The organism is Eubacteriales bacterium mix99 (assembly GCA_038396605.1).
GTDB lineage: Bacteria > Bacillota > Clostridia > Caldicoprobacterales > DTU083 > UBA4874.
This window is the reverse complement of record CP121690.1, coordinates 1931726-1949142: the sequence shown is the minus strand read 5'-3', so window position 1 is coordinate 1949142 and position 17417 is coordinate 1931726. Positions and strand designations below refer to the sequence as shown.

The 17417-nt window shown below is 51.2% G+C and carries 17 protein-coding genes; all 17 read right to left on the bottom strand.

Translation table 11 applies throughout. The annotated features are described in order from the left end of the window. The gene (locus QBE55_08580) at positions 1 to 2238 is read right to left on the bottom strand and encodes an HDIG domain-containing protein (protein WZL77621.1); all 2238 of its coding nucleotides are present in this window, start codon (positions 2236 to 2238) and stop codon (positions 1 to 3) included. Beyond that, complete coding sequence (locus tag QBE55_08575) at positions 2235 to 3224, bottom strand: PhoH family protein (GenBank protein ID WZL79902.1); 990 nt, start codon at positions 3222 to 3224, stop codon at positions 2235 to 2237. The genes QBE55_08580 and QBE55_08575 overlap by 4 nt, the downstream gene beginning before the upstream one ends. 40 nt (positions 3225 to 3264) lie before the next feature. Beyond that, positions 3265 to 4425, bottom strand: a complete 1161-nt coding sequence (yqfD, locus tag QBE55_08570) for a sporulation protein YqfD (GenBank protein WZL77620.1) — start codon at positions 4423 to 4425, stop codon at positions 3265 to 3267. Between the two features lie 13 nt (positions 4426 to 4438). Next, a complete protein-coding gene (gene yqfC, locus QBE55_08565; GenBank protein ID WZL77619.1) occupies positions 4439 to 4717 on the bottom strand; it encodes a sporulation protein YqfC in 279 nt (92 codons plus the stop codon). 123 nt (positions 4718 to 4840) lie between these two features. Further along, positions 4841 to 5263, bottom strand: a complete 423-nt coding sequence (locus QBE55_08560) for a hypothetical protein (GenBank protein WZL77618.1) — start codon at positions 5261 to 5263, stop codon at positions 4841 to 4843. A 24-nt stretch (positions 5264 to 5287) separates the two neighbouring features. After that, positions 5288 to 6277, bottom strand: coding sequence for a flotillin-like protein FloA (floA, locus tag QBE55_08555; protein ID WZL77617.1), 990 nt, complete (start codon positions 6275 to 6277; stop codon positions 5288 to 5290). 32 nt (positions 6278 to 6309) lie between these two features. Continuing rightward, a complete protein-coding gene (locus tag QBE55_08550) occupies positions 6310 to 7113 on the bottom strand; it encodes an NfeD family protein (protein WZL77616.1) in 804 nt (267 codons plus the stop codon). Positions 7114 to 7171: 58 nt separating this feature from the next. After that, on the bottom strand, positions 7172 to 7615 hold the full coding sequence (locus QBE55_08545) for a GatB/YqeY domain-containing protein (protein ID WZL77615.1): 444 nt from the start codon (positions 7613 to 7615) through the stop codon (positions 7172 to 7174). Positions 7616 to 7627: 12 nt separating this feature from the next. Continuing rightward, entirely contained in the window at positions 7628 to 7801 is a 174-nt protein-coding gene (gene rpsU / locus QBE55_08540) for a 30S ribosomal protein S21 (protein WZL77614.1), read from the bottom strand. Positions 7802 to 7933: 132 nt separating this feature from the next. Beyond that, the gene (locus QBE55_08535; GenBank protein WZL79901.1) at positions 7934 to 8281 is read right to left on the bottom strand and encodes a histidine triad nucleotide-binding protein; all 348 of its coding nucleotides are present in this window, start codon (positions 8279 to 8281) and stop codon (positions 7934 to 7936) included. Positions 8282 to 8437: 156 nt separating this feature from the next. Next, a complete protein-coding gene (gene mtaB, locus QBE55_08530) occupies positions 8438 to 9769 on the bottom strand; it encodes a tRNA (N(6)-L-threonylcarbamoyladenosine(37)-C(2))-methylthiotransferase MtaB (GenBank protein WZL79900.1) in 1332 nt (443 codons plus the stop codon). Positions 9770 to 9902: 133 nt separating this feature from the next. After that, positions 9903 to 10862 carry a 50S ribosomal protein L11 methyltransferase gene (gene prmA / locus QBE55_08525; protein ID WZL77613.1) on the bottom strand — a complete coding sequence of 320 codons (960 nt, stop codon included), beginning with the start codon at positions 10860 to 10862 and terminating at the stop codon, positions 9903 to 9905. Positions 10863 to 10950: 88 nt separating this feature from the next. Then, positions 10951 to 12090 (bottom strand): molecular chaperone DnaJ, encoded by a 1140-nt coding sequence (gene dnaJ, locus QBE55_08520; protein ID WZL77612.1) that lies wholly within the window; start codon positions 12088 to 12090, stop codon positions 10951 to 10953. 161 nt (positions 12091 to 12251) lie between these two features. Beyond that, the gene (gene dnaK / locus QBE55_08515) at positions 12252 to 14159 is read right to left on the bottom strand and encodes a molecular chaperone DnaK (protein WZL77611.1); all 1908 of its coding nucleotides are present in this window, start codon (positions 14157 to 14159) and stop codon (positions 12252 to 12254) included. Between the two features lie 109 nt (positions 14160 to 14268). After that, positions 14269 to 15012, bottom strand: a complete 744-nt coding sequence (gene grpE, locus QBE55_08510; protein ID WZL77610.1) for a nucleotide exchange factor GrpE — start codon at positions 15010 to 15012, stop codon at positions 14269 to 14271. 75 nt (positions 15013 to 15087) lie between these two features. Beyond that, on the bottom strand, positions 15088 to 16122 hold the full coding sequence (hrcA, locus tag QBE55_08505) for a heat-inducible transcriptional repressor HrcA (protein ID WZL77609.1): 1035 nt from the start codon (positions 16120 to 16122) through the stop codon (positions 15088 to 15090). 133 nt (positions 16123 to 16255) lie between these two features. Continuing rightward, positions 16256 to 17392 carry a radical SAM family heme chaperone HemW gene (hemW, locus tag QBE55_08500; GenBank protein ID WZL77608.1) on the bottom strand — a complete coding sequence of 379 codons (1137 nt, stop codon included), beginning with the start codon at positions 17390 to 17392 and terminating at the stop codon, positions 16256 to 16258. Between the last annotated feature and the right edge of the window lie 25 nt (positions 17393 to 17417).

The window sequence follows — 17417 nt, the reverse complement described above, 5'->3', positions numbered from 1 at the left end:
TCAATGGTTCTCTCTTTCTTCCTTCAAATCTATTTCCGGGTATTTTACCCGGTCGTGGAAAATACCGGTGATGACGCGGGCAAAAGTAATTGCGATGACGTTCATGTCCTTTATGGTCAGGTCACAGTTCTCAAACTGCCCATCATCCAGTTTCTCCCGCATAAGGGTGCGAATCCGCTCCTCCACCTTGTCCGGTGTATGCTCCGTCATGGCCCGCACCGCTGCCTCCGTTGTATCCGCCAGCATGACAATAGCTGTTTCCCTGCTGGTGGGCCTGGGGCCGGGATATCGGAAATCATCCAGCCGGATCTCCGCATCCCCGTTGCTGTTATTCTTTGCCTTATGGTAAAAATATATCACCGGAGTGGTGCCATGATGCTGCAGAATAAAGTCAAACAGCACCGGAGGAACATTATATTCCTTCGCCAGTTTGATGCCATCCGTTACATGGGAGGTGATAATCCGGGTGCTCAGCATGGGATCCAGCCGGTCATGCGGATTATCCTCATATAGTTGATTTTCCCTGAAATAATAGGGGCGTTCCAGCTTACCGATATCATGATAATAGGAGCCGACCCTTGCCAGCAGGCCATTGGCGCCAATGGCATCCGCAGCCCTTTCCGCCAGATTGGCCACAATAACGCTGTGATGGTAGGTGCCCGGGGTCTCCACCAGCAAACGCTTCAATATGGGCTGATTGGGATTGCTGAGTTCCACCAGCTTCATGGGAGTCACAATGCCAAACAGATTCTCCCAGACCGGCAGGGTCCCCGTGGCAAGCACTGCTGCGATCAAACCTCCCAGAGCTCCCCACAGGGAGCTGATAAACAGGCCTGTCCCTCCCCCGGCTGTCAAAAGTCCCGAGGAACCTGCGGCCAGCATATTGCCGGCTGCTATTCCGAGACCAGCCCATACCAGGGAGTTTCTCTGCTGAATGGACCGGAGCAGGCAGATCCCCACCATGCCGCCGAATGCCGTCAGGATAACCGGAGCCAGCTGCATTCCATACATCAGGCCAACCAGCAACGCCGTAATCATGTTGAACACGATCCCGATGCGGGCATTTAGCAGCACCGTAAGCAGCATCCCCGCCATCGCGGCAGGAATCAGATAAAAATTCAGACGGGAAGTAAAATACGTCACCCCCAGGACCAGGCAAAGAATCGTACTGATCATCAGCAGGATCAAAGGCTTTTGAAGCAGTTCCTTCTCAAAATAAATCACATAGAATGCAGACAGAACCAGACAGGAAAAAACAGACAGGGCAATGCCGGCAAAAAGCGGAACATCCACTTTATCGTCCTTCAGCAGTCCCAGTTCCGCCAGCATGGTGATTTGATCCTTCGTGACAGGCTGACCGGCCTGGGCAATAAACTGGCCCCTTTTATAAACCACTTCCTCCACGTTATCTGCCGCCTTCTGCTTTTCCTCCTGCGTTTTCTCCGGATCATAAAGAAGATTTGCCTTCAATTGGGAAATGCCGATGGTAATGCCAAGGGATTTCAATTCATCGGGAATCTCCATTTCCTGAACCGCCTCCCGCAGATCGACTTTAAACCCCGACAGCTGTTCCTGTTTGATGCCGGTTCTCAACATATCCCTCACGGTATTGGTCAGCTCCTGCCTCAATCGGTCCAGATTCTTCGGATCCGCCTTGATAATCATCAGGATATCATCTTTTGCCAGCTGGGCGGGAAACATCTTCTGCACTTCCTGAAAAAACGCCTCATCATAAAGCTGGCTGTCATCCGGTTTCTCCGGTAAAGGAGTTGGCTGCGGCCCAGCCGGCGTCTGCTGGGACTGCAGGTCCTGCCTTTGAGCCTCTTCCCAGGCTTTTATGCTGTTCTCCCTCAGCTCATCCCACTTTTTCGTTCTGCCGGCAGCAGCTTCCCTGGTGGAATCCATACCATGAAACATAGCATCGATTCCGGAAACCACATCCTTTGTAATCATCTGATCCAAAGTATAGATATCATTGACCCGTTCCCTGGCATACTCCCTTCTTTCCCGGGTGGCCTTTTCATCTGCAATATCCCTGGGAGCAGCAATGGGTTCGCCTGGAATATCCCCGGCTTTCAGCTCGTATCGCTCCGGGGTCAGGCAAGCCAGAATGAGCAGAAAAATCAGAAAAAAGGTCAACAGAGCAATCAAAAAATCCCAGAAATAGGGATGGGAAAGAAAATGGAATGTCCCTGCCGGACGCAACGGCTTGTCCCTGCGAAGAGCAGTCGGACTCATTTCTTATTCTCCTCTCCGGTTTGCTTTTTTGTTCTTCCCCCCATTTGCGTTTTCTTTTCATAACGCCCATAGGCTTCGATAATCCGCATCACCAGCTCATGCCGAACAACATCCTTGTGAGTCAGGTAAACAAACTCCAGCCCCTTGATCCCCTGCAGAATATGGGAGGCTTCCACCAGCCCGGATTTCTTCCCTGATGGCAGATCCATCTGCGTAATATCTCCGGTAACGATAGCCCTGGAGCCCTGTCCGAGCCGCGTCAAAAACATCTTCATCTGCTCAGAGGTCGTATTCTGCGCTTCATCCAGAATGATAAAGGAATCATCCAGAGTACGTCCCCTCATATAAGCCAGGGGAGCGATTTCGATGACGCCCCGCTCCATCAGCTTGTTATAGGTCTCCGTTCCCAGCAGGTCATACAGGGCATCGTAAAGCGGCCGCAGATAGGGATCAACCTTGTTCTGCAGATCGCCGGGAAGAAAGCCCAGCTTCTCGCCCGCCTCCACTGCCGGACGGGTCAGCACAATCCGGCGGACTTCCTTGTTCCGGAAAGCGGTAACGGCCATAGCCATGGCCAGATAGGTTTTCCCCGTACCGGCCGGCCCAATCCCGAAAACAATATCATTTTGGGAAATGGCCTGCACATACCGCTTCTGCCCCAGAGTTTTGCATCGGACCTGCTGTCCCCTGTTGTTGACGCAGATCACATCGGTCATCAGCTCATGGATCACATCTTCCTTGCCGGAACGGGCCAGCTGTATGGCATAATCGATCCTGGAAATATTCAGGGTCTCATGATTTTGGATCATATCCAGGAGTTCCTGTATAACGCGGACCGCCAGCTTCACCCGCTCCTCCTCCCCGGTAATCTCGAGCCGGGTTGCCCTGGCGGTGATTTTTACACCAACCTCCTCCTCAATGAATTTTATATTCTGATCAAAATTCCCGAAAAGAGCCATCAGTGCCTCTATGCTGCCAATGTCCATTACCTGCTCATGCAACGAGCTCTTCAAACGCGAAATCCTCCTATTGTATCTCAATTGTCCGCTGCTGCCCGATATCTTCCAGTGCTTCAATATAAACCAGGGCAGTCAGTTTCTCTCCTTCTATCATATCGTATTTGAACTTTTTGTCAATCACTTTCGCTCCCTGCGGTATTTTCTCCCGGATTTTTTCCTCAATAAGCTCTTTCACCTTCTCCTTTGCCAGTTCCCTGTCCTGCTCCCAATGAATCTTTTTTACCTCATAATAGGTCTCGGTAATCAGGATCCCATCTTCCCGGACCTCCACATCATAATCCTCAAAGGGAATTTCCTCCTTGCGATAAGGAACCTTAAACCTGTTCCACCCAATATATTTCATTTGCGCGCTGCGGCCCGTTCTCTGCCGGTATGGCTGCTTCAACGACAGTTCCGCCGTATCCTCATACCAGGTCCTGGCCTTGATCTGACCCATGGAATGAACATACCGTAAACCAATCGAATCCGGATGGTCTATGATGCCGGTTACCAGAAGCTGACCTCTGCGGACGGTCTGCCCTTCCTCCACCACTGCCTGACCGTCCAGAACAATCATATTCTGAATAATGCCGTCCCTGGAAGCAATGATATCCGACGGCGTTTCCTTGTCCACAAAATCCGGCGGCTGCGTCGATTCCCTTACCCGCAGGATGGCCCGGCTTCCCTTGATCTCCAGACTGGCCCAGGATAACTCCGGAATGGTAACGATCAGGGAATTTTCAACGGACATGGTATTAATATTCCTTTTATACACACCCGGGCGGATTCCAAGGGAGTCCAGCTCTTTCCGAACCGTCCGGGGATCCACCTTCTTTGTTCCTTGCACATCGACAGTCCAGATAAAGCAGGAAAAGCCATATAATATGGCCAGGAAAGCAATCATACCAACCGCCAGCATTTTTCTGTGCCGATATCGATGCATGACAAAGGGAAGCCCGCGCTTTTCCTCAATCCGTATCCTGCATCGTGTTTTATGGGATATGGAATGAAGCTGGTGAAAATCACGCATGCCGATATTGGCTGTCAGGGAAGTATAGCTCTCCCGATTGATTCCCCAAAGGCGGATTCCTTTACTGACCGTCAGGTTAATGAACTTTTCCAGGGATAACCCGTCCACCCGGATCTTCACGTAACCAACCAGATAATTCCACAGTATATAAAAGATCATTCCGTTTTCTCTCCTAAATAAATTCGATTGCCTTCATTCCGCCGGTGATCATGATATCGTCCGTGGCAATATTCTTCAGCTTCATATCCTTTCCCTGAACCCGTATCACCCCAATGGAGGAATTGACCCGTATCCTTTCCGGTGTATATTCAATGACGCCTTTATGGTTTTCCACAATCATCTGATTACTGCCGATCATGGTGATCCTGGGCAGATTCAGCATGATTTCCCTGGGAAGGTCAAACATTTCGGATACCGTGGATTTCGCATCTTCCAATCTTTTTCTGCGCATAAATACACCTCCCGTCAATAGATCATATGCGCAAAAAGAAAAAACTAGAATGATCCCCTCATTCCAGTTTTTCAGGATTTCCATATTGTTATGTTGATTCGGCCGGGACCTTTGTCCCTGCAATCACCGGATCCGGTTTCTCCGTGCCATGGGCGGGCCCAGGATTTCCGAAAGAATGATGCCGTTCAGGATTCCGCTTTCCGAAAGGTCCAGCCCGTGGTGCTTCTTTTTTTCCTCATCGAGGGAAACGATCTGAATGGGGATTTCCCCCACATTCTCAGACTCCGATGAAAATGTCCCGCTTCCGGATAAAGGCTCCGAAACTTTCGCCGCAGCGACCTGCCGGCGGAAAGACGAATCCCCGGCATGAGCCTTTGTGGTGTGAGCTTTTGTCTTCATCGGATACCCGGGTGAAACCGCCGACGGGTGCGGTGATTTCCCGGGCGGAAACGCCGACCGGTTCGGAGGCGGAGAGGAGGAACGCGTCCGCTTCACCGAACGCAGGATTATAATTCCAAATATAACAAACATCAGAATGGTCGCCATACATGGTCCCCCTTTGAATGCGGTTTATTTTTTCTTAATGTCCGGCGGAGTTTCCTCCTTGCCCATTCTGGATATGGAATCCCGCATCCCGGTATCCGCCATCACATTTTTCATATTGTAATAGTCCATCACGCCCAGTTTTCCTTCCCGAAGGGCAGAAGCCATCGCTTTGGGTACTTCCGCCTCCGCTTCCACGACCTTGGCCTTCATCTCCTGAACAGCTGCCTTCATCTCCTGCTCCTTGGCAACCGCCATGGCTCTTCTTTCCTCCGCCTTGGCCTGAGCAATCCGTTTATCCGCTTCCGCCTGATCCGTCTGAAGCTGGGCACCGATATTTCTGCCCACGTCCACATCGGCTATGTCAATGGACAGGATTTCAAACGCCGTTCCGGAATGAAGACTCTTATTCAGTACTGTCTGGGAAATGCTGTCCGGATTCTCCAATACCGCTTTATGCGATACCGAGGAACCAACGGTGGTGACAATGCCTTCCCCGACACGGGCCAGGATCGTCTCTTCCCCGGCGCCGCCCACCAGCCGGTCAATATTGGCCCGGACCGTCACTCTTGCCTTGACGATGACCTCGATGCCGTCCTTTGCCATCGCGGAAACCTGAGGCGTCTCCAGGACCCTTGGATTGACGCTCATCTGTACGGCCTCCAGAACATCCCTTCCGGCCAGATCAATGGCGGCTGCCCGCTGAAACTCCAGTGGAATATCAGCTCTTTGTGCTGCAATCAACGCATTGACAACGCGGTCCACATTCCCGCCCGCCAGATAATGCGCTTCCAATTTGTCCACACTGACTGCAATCCCTGCCTTGGTGGCCTTGATCAACGGATTGACAATCCTGGACGGGACCACACGGCGCAGACGCATACCAATGAGATTGAAAATACCGATCCGGACATCGGCTGCACGGGCGGATATCCACAGACCAAGCGGTACAAAAGCCAGAATGAGAGCCACGACAAAGACAACAACAATCACGATAATTGGAATCAATATCTGCATGAATTTTCCCCCTTTTTTTATATGATGCCGGCTCAGCTTTCACAATCCTTCTGCTCTGCCACCGGCTCAACAACAATTTTCGCTCCTTCCACCCGGACAACCCGGATCCGGGTGCCTGTCGGAAGGTACTGGCCATCGGACTGGGCATCCATATTTCTTCCGTCAACCCGGATCGCCCCGGAAGGCCGCAGGGGAGCCAGGACCTCTCCAACTTTGCCTACCAGCCCGGTATCCGGTTCCTTGCTGATATATCCCCTGTCCGCTGTTTCCGCTTCGTGAAGGACAAAACGCCGGGAAAATACAGGCCCTCCCAGAAGCTTGTAAAGAATGGGGATCAGCACAGCTGCAGCAGCAAGAGCAATGCACAGACTGACGATTCCCTGCCTGGGAGTAGGAGCAGCAAACACAACACCGACAAGCAATGCTGCAATGCCGCTGACGCCAAAAATTCCGAACCCCGGTATCACCGTTTCAACCACGAGCAGTATCGCTCCGATAAGAAACAGCAGGACGGGCCACCATTCCGCACTACCGGCAAGAAAGCCTCCGCCAAAATACAGGGCAAAGGCAACAATGCTGATCAGGCCGGGAAGCCCAAAGCCCTGGGCAAATATCTCCGTCACCATGGCGAGAATGGCAAGAATCAGCAGAGCAGTAGATACTTCAGGACGTGTCAAAAACTCAACAGTCCGGGTGGAAGCATCCGGATCCGTCCCGACTTTCAGAAAAACAACGGATCCGGTTTGTCGGCTGTTTGCAGCAAAAGCAGGATTCGGCAGGCTCATCCAAAGCAGCAGTCCCGCCAGAATAAAAACAATCCATGTCCTCTGTTTCATTCCATCACCCCGTTCCCATGTTTGTACCAAAAAAGCCCGGACAAACACCGGGCTTTTATTATTGCAAATGTTTCCTTACAATTCCGTTGATCAGCTTGCCATCCGCCCTGCCTTTCAGCCTGGGCATCAGAGCTCCCATAACCTTTCCCATATCTTTCATGCCTGTGGCGCCGACCTCGGAAATCGTCTGCACGACAATTTTCTCAATTTCCTTCTCTGTCAGCTGTTGAGGAAGGTACTCCATCAATATGTTGATTTCCGTGTTGAGCTTGTCAACCAAATCGGGGCGATTCCCCCTCTCAAACTCCGGAATGGAATCCCTGCGCTGTTTGACTTCCTTCGCAATGATCCCAACCACCCCAGCATCGTCCAGTTTGACTTTTTCGTCCTTTTCCTTTTGAAGGATGGAGGCACGAACCATGGTAATGGTCGACTTTCGGATGGTATCCTTCTCTTTCATGGCAGATTTCATATCTTCCAGCAATCGGTCTTTAAGGGACATTTCCAACACTTCCTAATACTTTCTCTTGCGAGCAGCCTCTGATTTCTTCTTCCTCCGGACACTGGGCTTTTCATAGTGTTCTCTTCTGCGCACTTCCGCCATGACGCCAGCTTTGGAGCATTTTTTCTTAAATCGTTTCAAAGCGCTCTCCAATGATTCGTTTTCCCCTACTCTGATCTCAGACATCTTGCTTTCCCTCCCTCCGCTAGCACAATTACCCCTCAATCGGGCGGTAAACTATGGGAAATATATAGAAACTACAACATAGTATATTATACCTCATTGCAATTTACCATGTCAACCGTTCCTGCCGTAATTTTACGAGCCAAAATTGTTTTTCAGCGCTTTGCCTCCCAGGATGTGATAATGCAGGTGGGGCACTGCCTGTCCGGAATCCTTCCCACAGTTGACAACCACGCGATAACCACTTTCCCGGATGCCCAGTTTCTCCGCCACTTCCGGTATGACACGGGTCAGATGGGCGATCCGATCGTTGTGTTCATCGGTCAGCTCATTCAGAGAGGCTATATGTATTTTCGGGATCAGCAACACATGAACCGGCGCGATTGGCTCAATATCATAAAATCCCAGTACATCCTCATCCTCATACACAATCCGGGACGGAATCTCCCGGTTTACAATTCTGCAAAACAAACAATCCTCCATACAGCTCCTCCTTCTCTTTTTTCTCTTTCCTTTGATACTGTTGGTTTCCCCGGAAGCACGGAACCGTTTCCCATCGGCGATACCGTACCGAATCATTACACCGCAAACCTTCCGAAATGCCGGCCATGATGCCGCCGGAACAATGGCGATCCGCTGTCAGGGCTGTCGGGCATCCGTTCCGGTAACATGACCGGTCAGACAGTCCTTCTCCCTTCCGCCGAAGAGTACCGGCAGCAATTTCCCTTCCAGCTCCGGCCCGCCTGGTACCAGAGCCTTGATATAATGATCCGTATGTCCTTCCATAAGCCCTTCTTTACCGTTATATGCCTTTTCAAACAAAACGATCCCCCTCCGGCCGATAAACTGCTCCATATAGTTCTGTTCCAGCTTCCGGCTCAGAGCCACCATTTTCCGGCTCCGGCATTCCCTGACTTCCGGGGGAACCTGATGTTCAAAGGACGCCGCCGGCGTTCCCTCCCTGGGGGAATAGGGAAATACGTGAATTTTGCTGAATTCCATGGATTCGGCAAATGCACAGGTGGCAGCAAACTCCTCTTCCGTTTCTCCCGGAAAGCCTACCATAATGTCAGTCGTAACAGCGACTTCCGGAATGGCGCATCGCAGGCGCCGGACAATTTCCCGATATTCCGCTGTGGTATATCTCCGGTTCATCCGCTTCAGGGTTGCATCGCATCCGCTCTGCAGGGAGATATGGTAATGCCGGCATATTTTCGGCAGATCCCGGGCTTCATTTACGAATTTATCCGTAAGCAGGGTAGGCTCCAAAGAGCCGAGCCGTATTCTTTCGATGCCCCGAATCGTATGAAGGTCCTTCAGCAAGGCCAGCAAATCGGTACCCCCCGTGTTTTGCCGGTCCCTTCCATAGGAGGCAATATGAATGCCGGTCAGTACAATTTCCCGAAATCCCGCTTCCGACAAGCGCTCTGCTTCCTTCCGGATGCTTTCCGGATTTCTGCTTCGGATTGGCCCCCGTACATAAGGGATAATGCAATACGTGCAAAACTGGCTGCATCCTTCCTGAATTTTCAATGCAGCCCGGGTTTTTCCGGCAAAGGCATGGATAGGCATGTCTTCGAACTCCCGGGCCTCCCGGATATTCTCCACACAACTGACGGGAGCCTTTATGGCCTGTGACCTTTCCACACAGTCCACGATGCAGTTCCGGCTGTTTGTCCCCAACGCCACCCGGACCCCGGGTATGGCAAGGACCTCCTCTGCCGCCTGCTGGGCATAGCATCCCACAACGGCAATGACTGCATCGGGATTCCTCCGATGTGCCCTGTGAATCATCTGTCGGGATTTCCTTTCGCCCAGATTCGTTACGGTACAGGTATTCACCACATAAACGTCGGAATCTTCCCGGAAATCCACAACACGATAGCCTCTTTCCAGAAACCGCTCCTTCATGGCCTCCGAATCATATTGATTTGTCTTACATCCCAGAGTATAAAACGCAACCCTCTTCAAGGATGTTGCTTCCATTCCTTGTCCTCCATCCTATCCGTCCGTTACTGGAAACGGCAATGCCGTACCGGCAGCACCTTCCGGCAGCAGGAAAGTCCGGTCCGAAACAGCGGACATTCTGCCACGGGGCCGTCACTTAGGCACTGCGCCTGCATGCCACCGCGACCCAGTCACCCATGGCGTCTTTTCCAATAACATCCAATCCAGCTGTCTGCATCGCATCGGTTACCTCCTGCAGATTATCCAACAGCAAACCCGAAGCAAGAAAAATGCCTCCCGGCTTCAGGACTCCCCTTATGGATGTGGTAAGCTTCCGGATGGTCTCTGCGAGGATGTTGGAAACCGCAAGATCAAACTGTCCCCGAACCCCGTCCAGCAGATTGCTTTTCCGGACTTCCACCCGATCCTCCACCCGGTTGCGCTTTATATTTTCCTTCGCTGCCCGGACCGCATTTTCATCCAGATCCACGGCAACTGCCCGGGCCGCACCCAGAAGGACAGACGAAATGGCCAGCACCCCCGTACCGCATCCGATATCCACCACAGTATTGCCGGGCTGCAGATACCGCTCGATCATCCGGATACAAAGCCTGGTTGTCTCATGGGTACCGGTGCCAAAAGCCATCCCCGGATCCATTTCCAGGACCCTCTCCCCCGGTTTCTTCTCATACTGCTCCCAGCTGGGTTTGATGACAATCCGATCACTGACTTTGATTGGTTTAAAGTACTTTTTCCAGTTATTTGTCCAGTCTTCTGCGCGGACATTTTCAAGGGACATCCGAAGTGTTCCCGGATCCAGTCCAAAATCCTGTTCCCGGAGCTGCCTGAGACGCTCCTTTACAAATTGCAGCTTGTCATGCAGAGCGGCATCGCTTTTGATATAAGCCTTCACCTGTATCACATCTTCCGTTCCAGTATCTTCCATATCGGAAAGGGAATGGTCCGCATCACCCCGGGCGCCCGACTCCTGCTCCGCCCGGCGAACTGCCTCCGGGCCCTCGATGACAACTCCCGGAACCTGAATTTCATAAAATATCTGAGCCACAATATCTGCACCGATCGCCGTGGTTTCCACTGTCGCTTCCACCCAGTTCATTCCAACGCCTCCCCGCTGAACAAGCCTTTTCCAGGTTTATTTCCTTCAACCATTTTTCTTTGGCTGATATACACAAATATATCGATTGTTATACACCAAATACATCCTTCATTTTATCAAAAAAGGATTTCCTTTGATCCATTTCTCCTGTCAGCTCTTCAAATTCCTTCAGCAGTTCCTTTTGCTTTTCCGTCAGCCGTTTCGGGACTTCAATCGTCACCTTTACATATAAATCTCCGCGGGTGTTTCCCTTCAGATGCTGTATGCCCTGATTACGGAGCCGGAAGGATGTGCCCGTCTGGGTTCCCGGCGGCACCGTATATTTCAGCCGGCCGCCCAGGGTGGGTATTTCAATCTCTGCGCCCAGGGCTGCCTGACCAAACGTTATGGGAATCTCGCAGTACAGGTTGTAACCTTCCCTTTTAAAGAGCTTGTGGGGCTTTACGGTGATATATACATAAAGATCTCCGGCCGGGCCGCCCCGTTCTCCCTTTTCGCCTTCTCCCCGCAGGGTAATGGCCTGATCGTTGTCAATGCCGGCAGGGATCGTAACATTGATTTTCCGTACCCGGCGGATCTGTTTTCGCCCATGACATCTGGGACACGGATTGGAAATGATGGTACCTTCCCCATTGCACCGATCACAGGCCCGGACATTCACGAACCGGCCAAAGGCCGTATTCTGTGCCTCGGAGACTTCGCCGCTGCCATGACACTTCGGACAGGTCCGGACGTCCCCGGGCCTTTTGGCTCCGGTTCCCCTGCATTCCGGACAGTCCTCCATCCGTACCACTTCAATTCCCTTTTTTGTACCAAATGCCGCTTCCTCAAAAGTAATCTTCAAATCATATCTTACATCAGAACCTCTGGCCGGACCCTTTCTGCCGCTGCTGCGTCTCCCGGTACTGCTGCCAAAACCGCTTCCACCGAAAAACATGTCGAAAATATCCCCAAAACCGCCTTCTCCGAACCCGCCGAAGTCAAAGCCCTCAAATCCATGTCCTGCCGGACCTTCATGGCCGAATTGATCATACTGTGCCCTGGCTTTTGGATTGCTCAGTACCTGATACGCCTCGTTGACCTCTTTAAAGGCCGCCTCTGCTTCCTTGTTGCCCGGATTCAGATCTGGGTGGTATTTTTTGGCCAGTTTGCGGTAAGCTTTTTTGATCTCATCCTCAGACGCCCCTTTACTCAAGCCCAGGACTTCATAATAATCACGTTTTGCCAAATCATTCGCCACCTATATCCGTAAAAATATCCGATTCTTTGCATTTTTCAAATAATCTCTGAAAAAGCCAAAGCATTTTGGCCTTGGCTTTCTCATTATAACCCAATTGTTTTCTATCGTCCATAATACCGTCCATAATTTATCGCTTTAAATTACCGGACTTATTTTTTCCCCTTCTTGTCCTTTTTCTCATCGTCGTCAACGACCTCATAGTCGGCATCCACAACATTATCGTCTCCGCCCTGATTTCCTCCGGTGCTGCCGCTGTTGCCGGCGTCTTCGCCCGGTCCGCTCTGTCCGCCGGCAGCTCCGCCAGCCTGGGACTGCTGCTGCTGGGCCTGCTGTTGATAAACCTTGCCAAAGACATCATAGGAAACCTGTGTCAGCTTTTCTGTTGCTGCCTTGATGGTATCGGCGTCATTGGATTCCAGCGCTTTTTTGGTCGCGGCGACCTCCGCTTCGACCTTTTCCTTTTCTGCGGAATCGATCTTGTCTCCCATATCCTTGAGGGATTTCTCGGTGTTGTAAACCAGGGAATCCGCATTGTTTTTGGCCTCAATTTCTTCCTTGTGCTTCTTGTCTTCTTCCGAGAAGCGCTCCGCTTCCTTGACTGCATTGTCAATCTCGCTATCGGAGAGGTTGGAAGAGGCCGTAATGGTTACCTTTTGTTCATTGCCGGTGCCTTTGTCCTTTGCCGAAACGTTGACAATCCCGTTGGCGTCGATATCAAAGGTAACCTCAATCTGAGGAACTCCCCTGGGTGCTGCAGGAATCCCGGAAAGAACGAACCGGCCCAATGTTTTGTTATCCGCAGCCATTTCCCGTTCACCCTGAAGTACGTGGATTTCCACACTGGACTGTCCGTCTGCGGCTGTGGAAAATACCTGGCTCTTTTTGGTGGGAATGGTGGTGTTCCGGTCAATCAGTCTGGTGCATACCCCGCCAAGGGTTTCGATGCCCAGAGACAACGGGGTGACATCCAGAAGCAGAACATCCTTGACTTCTCCGCCCAGGACACCGGCCTGAATAGCCGCGCCGATGGCAACGCACTCATCCGGATTGATCCCCTTGTGTGGATCCTTTTCGGTGATTTTCCTGACGGCTTCCTGAACGGCCGGGATACGGGTGGATCCGCCAACCAGAATAATCTTGTCCACTTCGTCCGCCGTAAGCCCTGCATCCTTCAACGCTTTCTGAATCGGGCCAATGGTCCGATCCACCAGATCGGAAGTCAGATCATTGAATTTTGCCCTGCTCAGGGTCATATCCAGATGCTTGGGGCCGGAAGCATCCGCTGTGATAAACGGAAGATTGATATTGCTGGTCATAACACCGGACAGCTCGATCTTGGCCTTCTCCGCCGCTTCCTTCAGGCGCTGCATGGCCATTTTATCCTTTGTCAGATCCACGCCGTTCTCCTTCTTGAATTCCTCTGCCAGATAATCAATGATTCTCTGGTCAAAGTCGTCTCCTCCAAGCTTGGTATCTCCATTGGTAGCCAGCACTTCAAATACGCCGTCCCCGATTTCCAGGATGGAAACATCAAAGGTTCCGCCGCCCAGATCATAAACCAGAATCTTCTGATTGCCTTCCTTGTCCAGGCCGTAAGCCAGGGAAGCAGCTGTTGGCTCGTTGATGATCCGCAGAACCTCCAGGCCTGCTATCTTTCCGGCATCCTTGGTCGCCTGTCTCTGACTGTCGCTGAAGTATGCAGGGACTGTGATAACAGCCTGTGTGACTTTTTCACCCAGATAGGCCTCCGCATCCTCTTTCAGCTTCATCAGGATCATGGCGGATATTTCCGGGGGAGTATAATCCTTATCATCTATTTTTTTCTTGTAATTGGAGCCCATTTCCCTTTTTATGGACGATATGGTACGGTCCGGATTGGTAATGGCCTGACGCTTTGCAACCTGACCGACCAGCCTCTCCCCGTTTTTGGCAAAAGCCACGACCGATGGGGTGGTTCTTGCGCCTTCCGCATTGGCAATGACGGTCGGTTCCCCGCCTTCCATCACGGCCACACATGAATTGGTTGTCCCCAAATCAATACCAACTATTTTTCCCATATAATTTTCCTCCTCATTTTCGATAACAACTTATTATATAATAATATTCTTTCCTGCTTACCAAATAAGAATATCCTGTTTATATTCCATACCACATCAGGGCATTCCATTAACGCACAACATGTACCATGCTATAGCGAATTACCTTATCTCCCATTTTATATCCCTTCTGCAGGACTTCGGCGACCGTGTTCTCTTCCTGGCCTTCCTCTCCGTCCACCTGTCCCACTGCATTGTGAAATGTCGGATCAAAGGGCTTGCCCAATGCTTCAATCTCCTCCACACCCAGCCTGGACAAGGTATCCAGGAACTGCTTTTTCACCATCTCAACGCCCTTTCGCACGGATACCTCAGTGTCAGAATCGGGAACCGAATCCATCGCTCGTTCCAGGTTGTCCAGCACTGGGAGAAAAGCTTCCACAACATCCGCTGTGGCAGAATGATAGGAATCCGCTATCGCATTTTTGTTGCGGCGTTTGTAATTGTCAAAATCCGCCTGAACCCGCTGTGCCAAAGACAAATATTCATCCCGCTTTCCCTCTGTTTCCTCCAGCTTTTTCTGAAGCTCCGGAACCAAAGAGCTCTTGCCGGCATTCTCCCGGGCCTTCTTTTCCCCATCGTTGGCGGCCGGGCTGCTTTGGCCCGATTTTCCGCCCATGGGCTGTCCTGCTTGTTCTTCCTTTTCCGGATGGTCCGTTGATTTTCCATCTCCGGGGGCCTGTGTCCCCTCAGACTGTGTATCCGAACCGGATGGGCTGCCGGTATCCCCGGAAAATTTCAAATCCTCAATTTTTCCCTTGTCAATGGAGCCTTTTTTTTCTCTTTTCTCTTTTTTTGCTTTATCCTTCGTCATACCATCACCTCATTATACGTACTGATCAAAACGATCCTGTAAAGACCGCTCTTGTCTGCCTGCCACAGGGCAGCCTTACCTGCCATACAGCCTTGTCAGATATCGGCTCAGGGCCTTGCCCATATAGTCCATTACCGATATTGCCTTGGAATACTCCATCCTTGTCGGCCCGATTAATCCGATTGTACCCAGCACCCTGTCTTCCAGACTGTAGGTAGCGGTTACAATACTGCAATCGTGAAGCTCATTATAGGAATTCTCCGAACCGATGGATACCCATACCCCATCCTCTGTGGAATTCGAAAGGATATCATACAACAGATCCTTTTCCTCCATGAGATTCAAAAAGGACTGGGCGCGGATAATATCCTGGTATTCCGGAAAATTGAAGATATTGGTCGTCCCGCCCAGATAAACCTCTCTCTTCTCCGACTCCCGGAATCGTTGTATCAGGATATCCAGCAAACTGCTGAAAAACTTCCTGTTCTTCAGAAATTTATCCCGTATATTGGCAAGATCTTCGGTATCGATCTGATCAATGGTCTTCCCGCGGAACTGTTCGTTCAGTATGTTGGAAACCCTGGACAGATAATCATTGTTGATTCCCTCAGGAATCCGGATCAACGTGTCCCGGAGGATACCGGAGCTCGTTACAATCACCAGCAGTGCAAACTCCCCGTCCACCTGCACCAGCTGGATATGCCGGATCGTAACCTTGCTCAGCCGGGGAGCCATGGCCAGGGAAGTATAGTTGGTCACCTCAGATAATGTTTCAGCCGTATGAAAAATAATCTGCTCAATCTGATCAATCGTGCTTTCATAGGTTTCCCTGATATACTCCGCTTCCTTCTGATCCAGACTCCGGACCTTCATGAGCTTATCAACATAAAACCGGTAGGCTTTGTCGGAGGGGACTCTTCCCGCAGATGTATGAGGCTGTTCCAAAAACCCCATCTCTTCCAGGTCGGACATCTCATTCCGAATGGTGGCAGAACTGATGCCCAGCCCATATTTTTTGGCCAGTGTCCGGGATCCGACCGGTTCGGCTGTCCGGATATAGTCATCAATGATTGCCTGCAAAATCTTCAGCTTTCTTGCGCCCAACTTCATCTCGCCCACCTCCTTTTGTTAGCACTCTCCTTTATTGAGTGCTAAACCATTTTAAAATTACCACGATCCACTCCTTTTGTCAATAGCCTTTTCGAAATTCGTTGTTATACTTTGTAATCATTTCCAGATTAAATTATTTTAGAAAGGCCAATGCAATCACATTTTCAAAATCAAGGCCCAAAGAAGTAGGCCGGAACGCTTCCTCATCCTCTTCCAACAATCCCCTGTCCTTCAGCGACTTCAGTTCTTCCGGGTACCTGGAGCGCAGGGAGAAACCATATCGGCTCCGAAAATCGTTTTTCCGGATTCCTTCTGTCAGCCGGAATCCCAGCATCAGCGTTTCAAACAGCTCAGTGGAATCATCAATGTCTTCCCTGAAATCAACCGCCGATTCTCCCTGACTCATCCGGCGAATATAGGTATCCACATTTCTTCCGTTCCCATAGCGCATGGAATGCAGGTGACTGTGCGCCCCGCATCCGCATCCGATGTATTCCCCGTTTCTCCAGTAATTCAGGTTGTGCCGGCATGCAAAGCCCTGTTGCGCAAAATTGGAAATCTCGTATTGCACCAGGCCCAGCTGCTTCAGCAGTGCAATCCCCCGGTGATACAGTTCCCTTTCCCGGTCATCATCCATTTCCCGGAGGTTCCCGCTGCGTTTCCAGTCACCGAAAACGGTTCCCTCCTCAATGGACAGACTGTAGGCAGACAGATGGGTCAAACCGCAGGCGACGGCCTGTTCCAGTGTCTCCGTCCATTCCTCCCGGGTTTGTCCGGGGATACCGAATATCACATCTGCGCTCAGATTGGCAAAACCGGCTTCCTGTGCCGAGCGGACGGTATCGATGAAGCTCTGTCGTGTGTGTATTCTCCCCAGAAACTTCAACAAGTGGTCCTGCCATGCCTGCAGCCCGATGCTGAGCCGGTTGAAGCCCCCCTTTGCAAGGGTCCGCAGCTTTTCCCGGTCTGCCGTTCCGGGATTGCACTCCACCGTGATTTCCGCATCCTTCCGCACCGGAAAACAAGCCCTGCATTGGTCCAGTACCCGCACCAGGGAATCTCCGTCACAGAGAGTAGGAGTCCCTCCGCCCATAAAAATTGTTCCAATCTCATAGTCCTGCCCGAGATTGCCATAGGATTGCATTTCCCGGAACAAAGCCCTTAAATAGGGAACCATCCGGCTTTCCCGGCCGGCATAGGACGGGAAATCACAATACCGGCATTTCCGGATACAAAAAGGGAAATGGAGATACAGACCAATCGTTTTCATCTGCGCATTCCCCCATTTCTCACAT

Excerpts from the sequence above, each read along its gene's own strand:
- QBE55_08545 (WZL77615.1), bottom strand. The coding sequence starts at position 7,615 with ATGTCCCTTAAAGACCGATTGCTGGAAGATATGAAATCTGCCATGAAA.
- grpE (WZL77610.1), bottom strand. The coding sequence starts at position 15,012 with ATGACGAAGGATAAAGCAAAAAAAGAGAAAAGAGAAAAAAAAGGCTCC.
- yqfC (WZL77619.1), bottom strand. The coding sequence starts at position 4,717 with ATGCGCAGAAAAAGATTGGAAGATGCGAAATCCACGGTATCCGAAATG.
- QBE55_08575 (WZL79902.1), bottom strand. The coding sequence starts at position 3,224 with ATGGACATTGGCAGCATAGAGGCACTGATGGCTCTTTTCGGGAATTTT.
- rpsU (WZL77614.1), bottom strand. The coding sequence starts at position 7,801 with ATGTCTGAGATCAGAGTAGGGGAAAACGAATCATTGGAGAGCGCTTTG.
- hemW (WZL77608.1), bottom strand. The coding sequence starts at position 17,392 with ATGAAAACGATTGGTCTGTATCTCCATTTCCCTTTTTGTATCCGGAAA.
- prmA (WZL77613.1), bottom strand. The coding sequence starts at position 10,862 with ATGAACTGGGTGGAAGCGACAGTGGAAACCACGGCGATCGGTGCAGAT.
- QBE55_08535 (WZL79901.1), bottom strand. The coding sequence starts at position 8,281 with ATGGAGGATTGTTTGTTTTGCAGAATTGTAAACCGGGAGATTCCGTCC.
- yqfD (WZL77620.1), bottom strand. The coding sequence starts at position 4,425 with ATGATCTTTTATATACTGTGGAATTATCTGGTTGGTTACGTGAAGATC.
- QBE55_08550 (WZL77616.1), bottom strand. The coding sequence starts at position 7,113 with ATGAAACAGAGGACATGGATTGTTTTTATTCTGGCGGGACTGCTGCTT.
- dnaK (WZL77611.1), bottom strand. The coding sequence starts at position 14,159 with ATGGGAAAAATAGTTGGTATTGATTTGGGGACAACCAATTCATGTGTG.
- floA (WZL77617.1), bottom strand. The coding sequence starts at position 6,277 with ATGCAGATATTGATTCCAATTATCGTGATTGTTGTTGTCTTTGTCGTG.
- QBE55_08560 (WZL77618.1), bottom strand. The coding sequence starts at position 5,263 with ATGGCGACCATTCTGATGTTTGTTATATTTGGAATTATAATCCTGCGT.
- QBE55_08580 (WZL77621.1), bottom strand. The coding sequence starts at position 2,238 with ATGAGTCCGACTGCTCTTCGCAGGGACAAGCCGTTGCGTCCGGCAGGG.
- hrcA (WZL77609.1), bottom strand. The coding sequence starts at position 16,122 with ATGAAGTTGGGCGCAAGAAAGCTGAAGATTTTGCAGGCAATCATTGAT.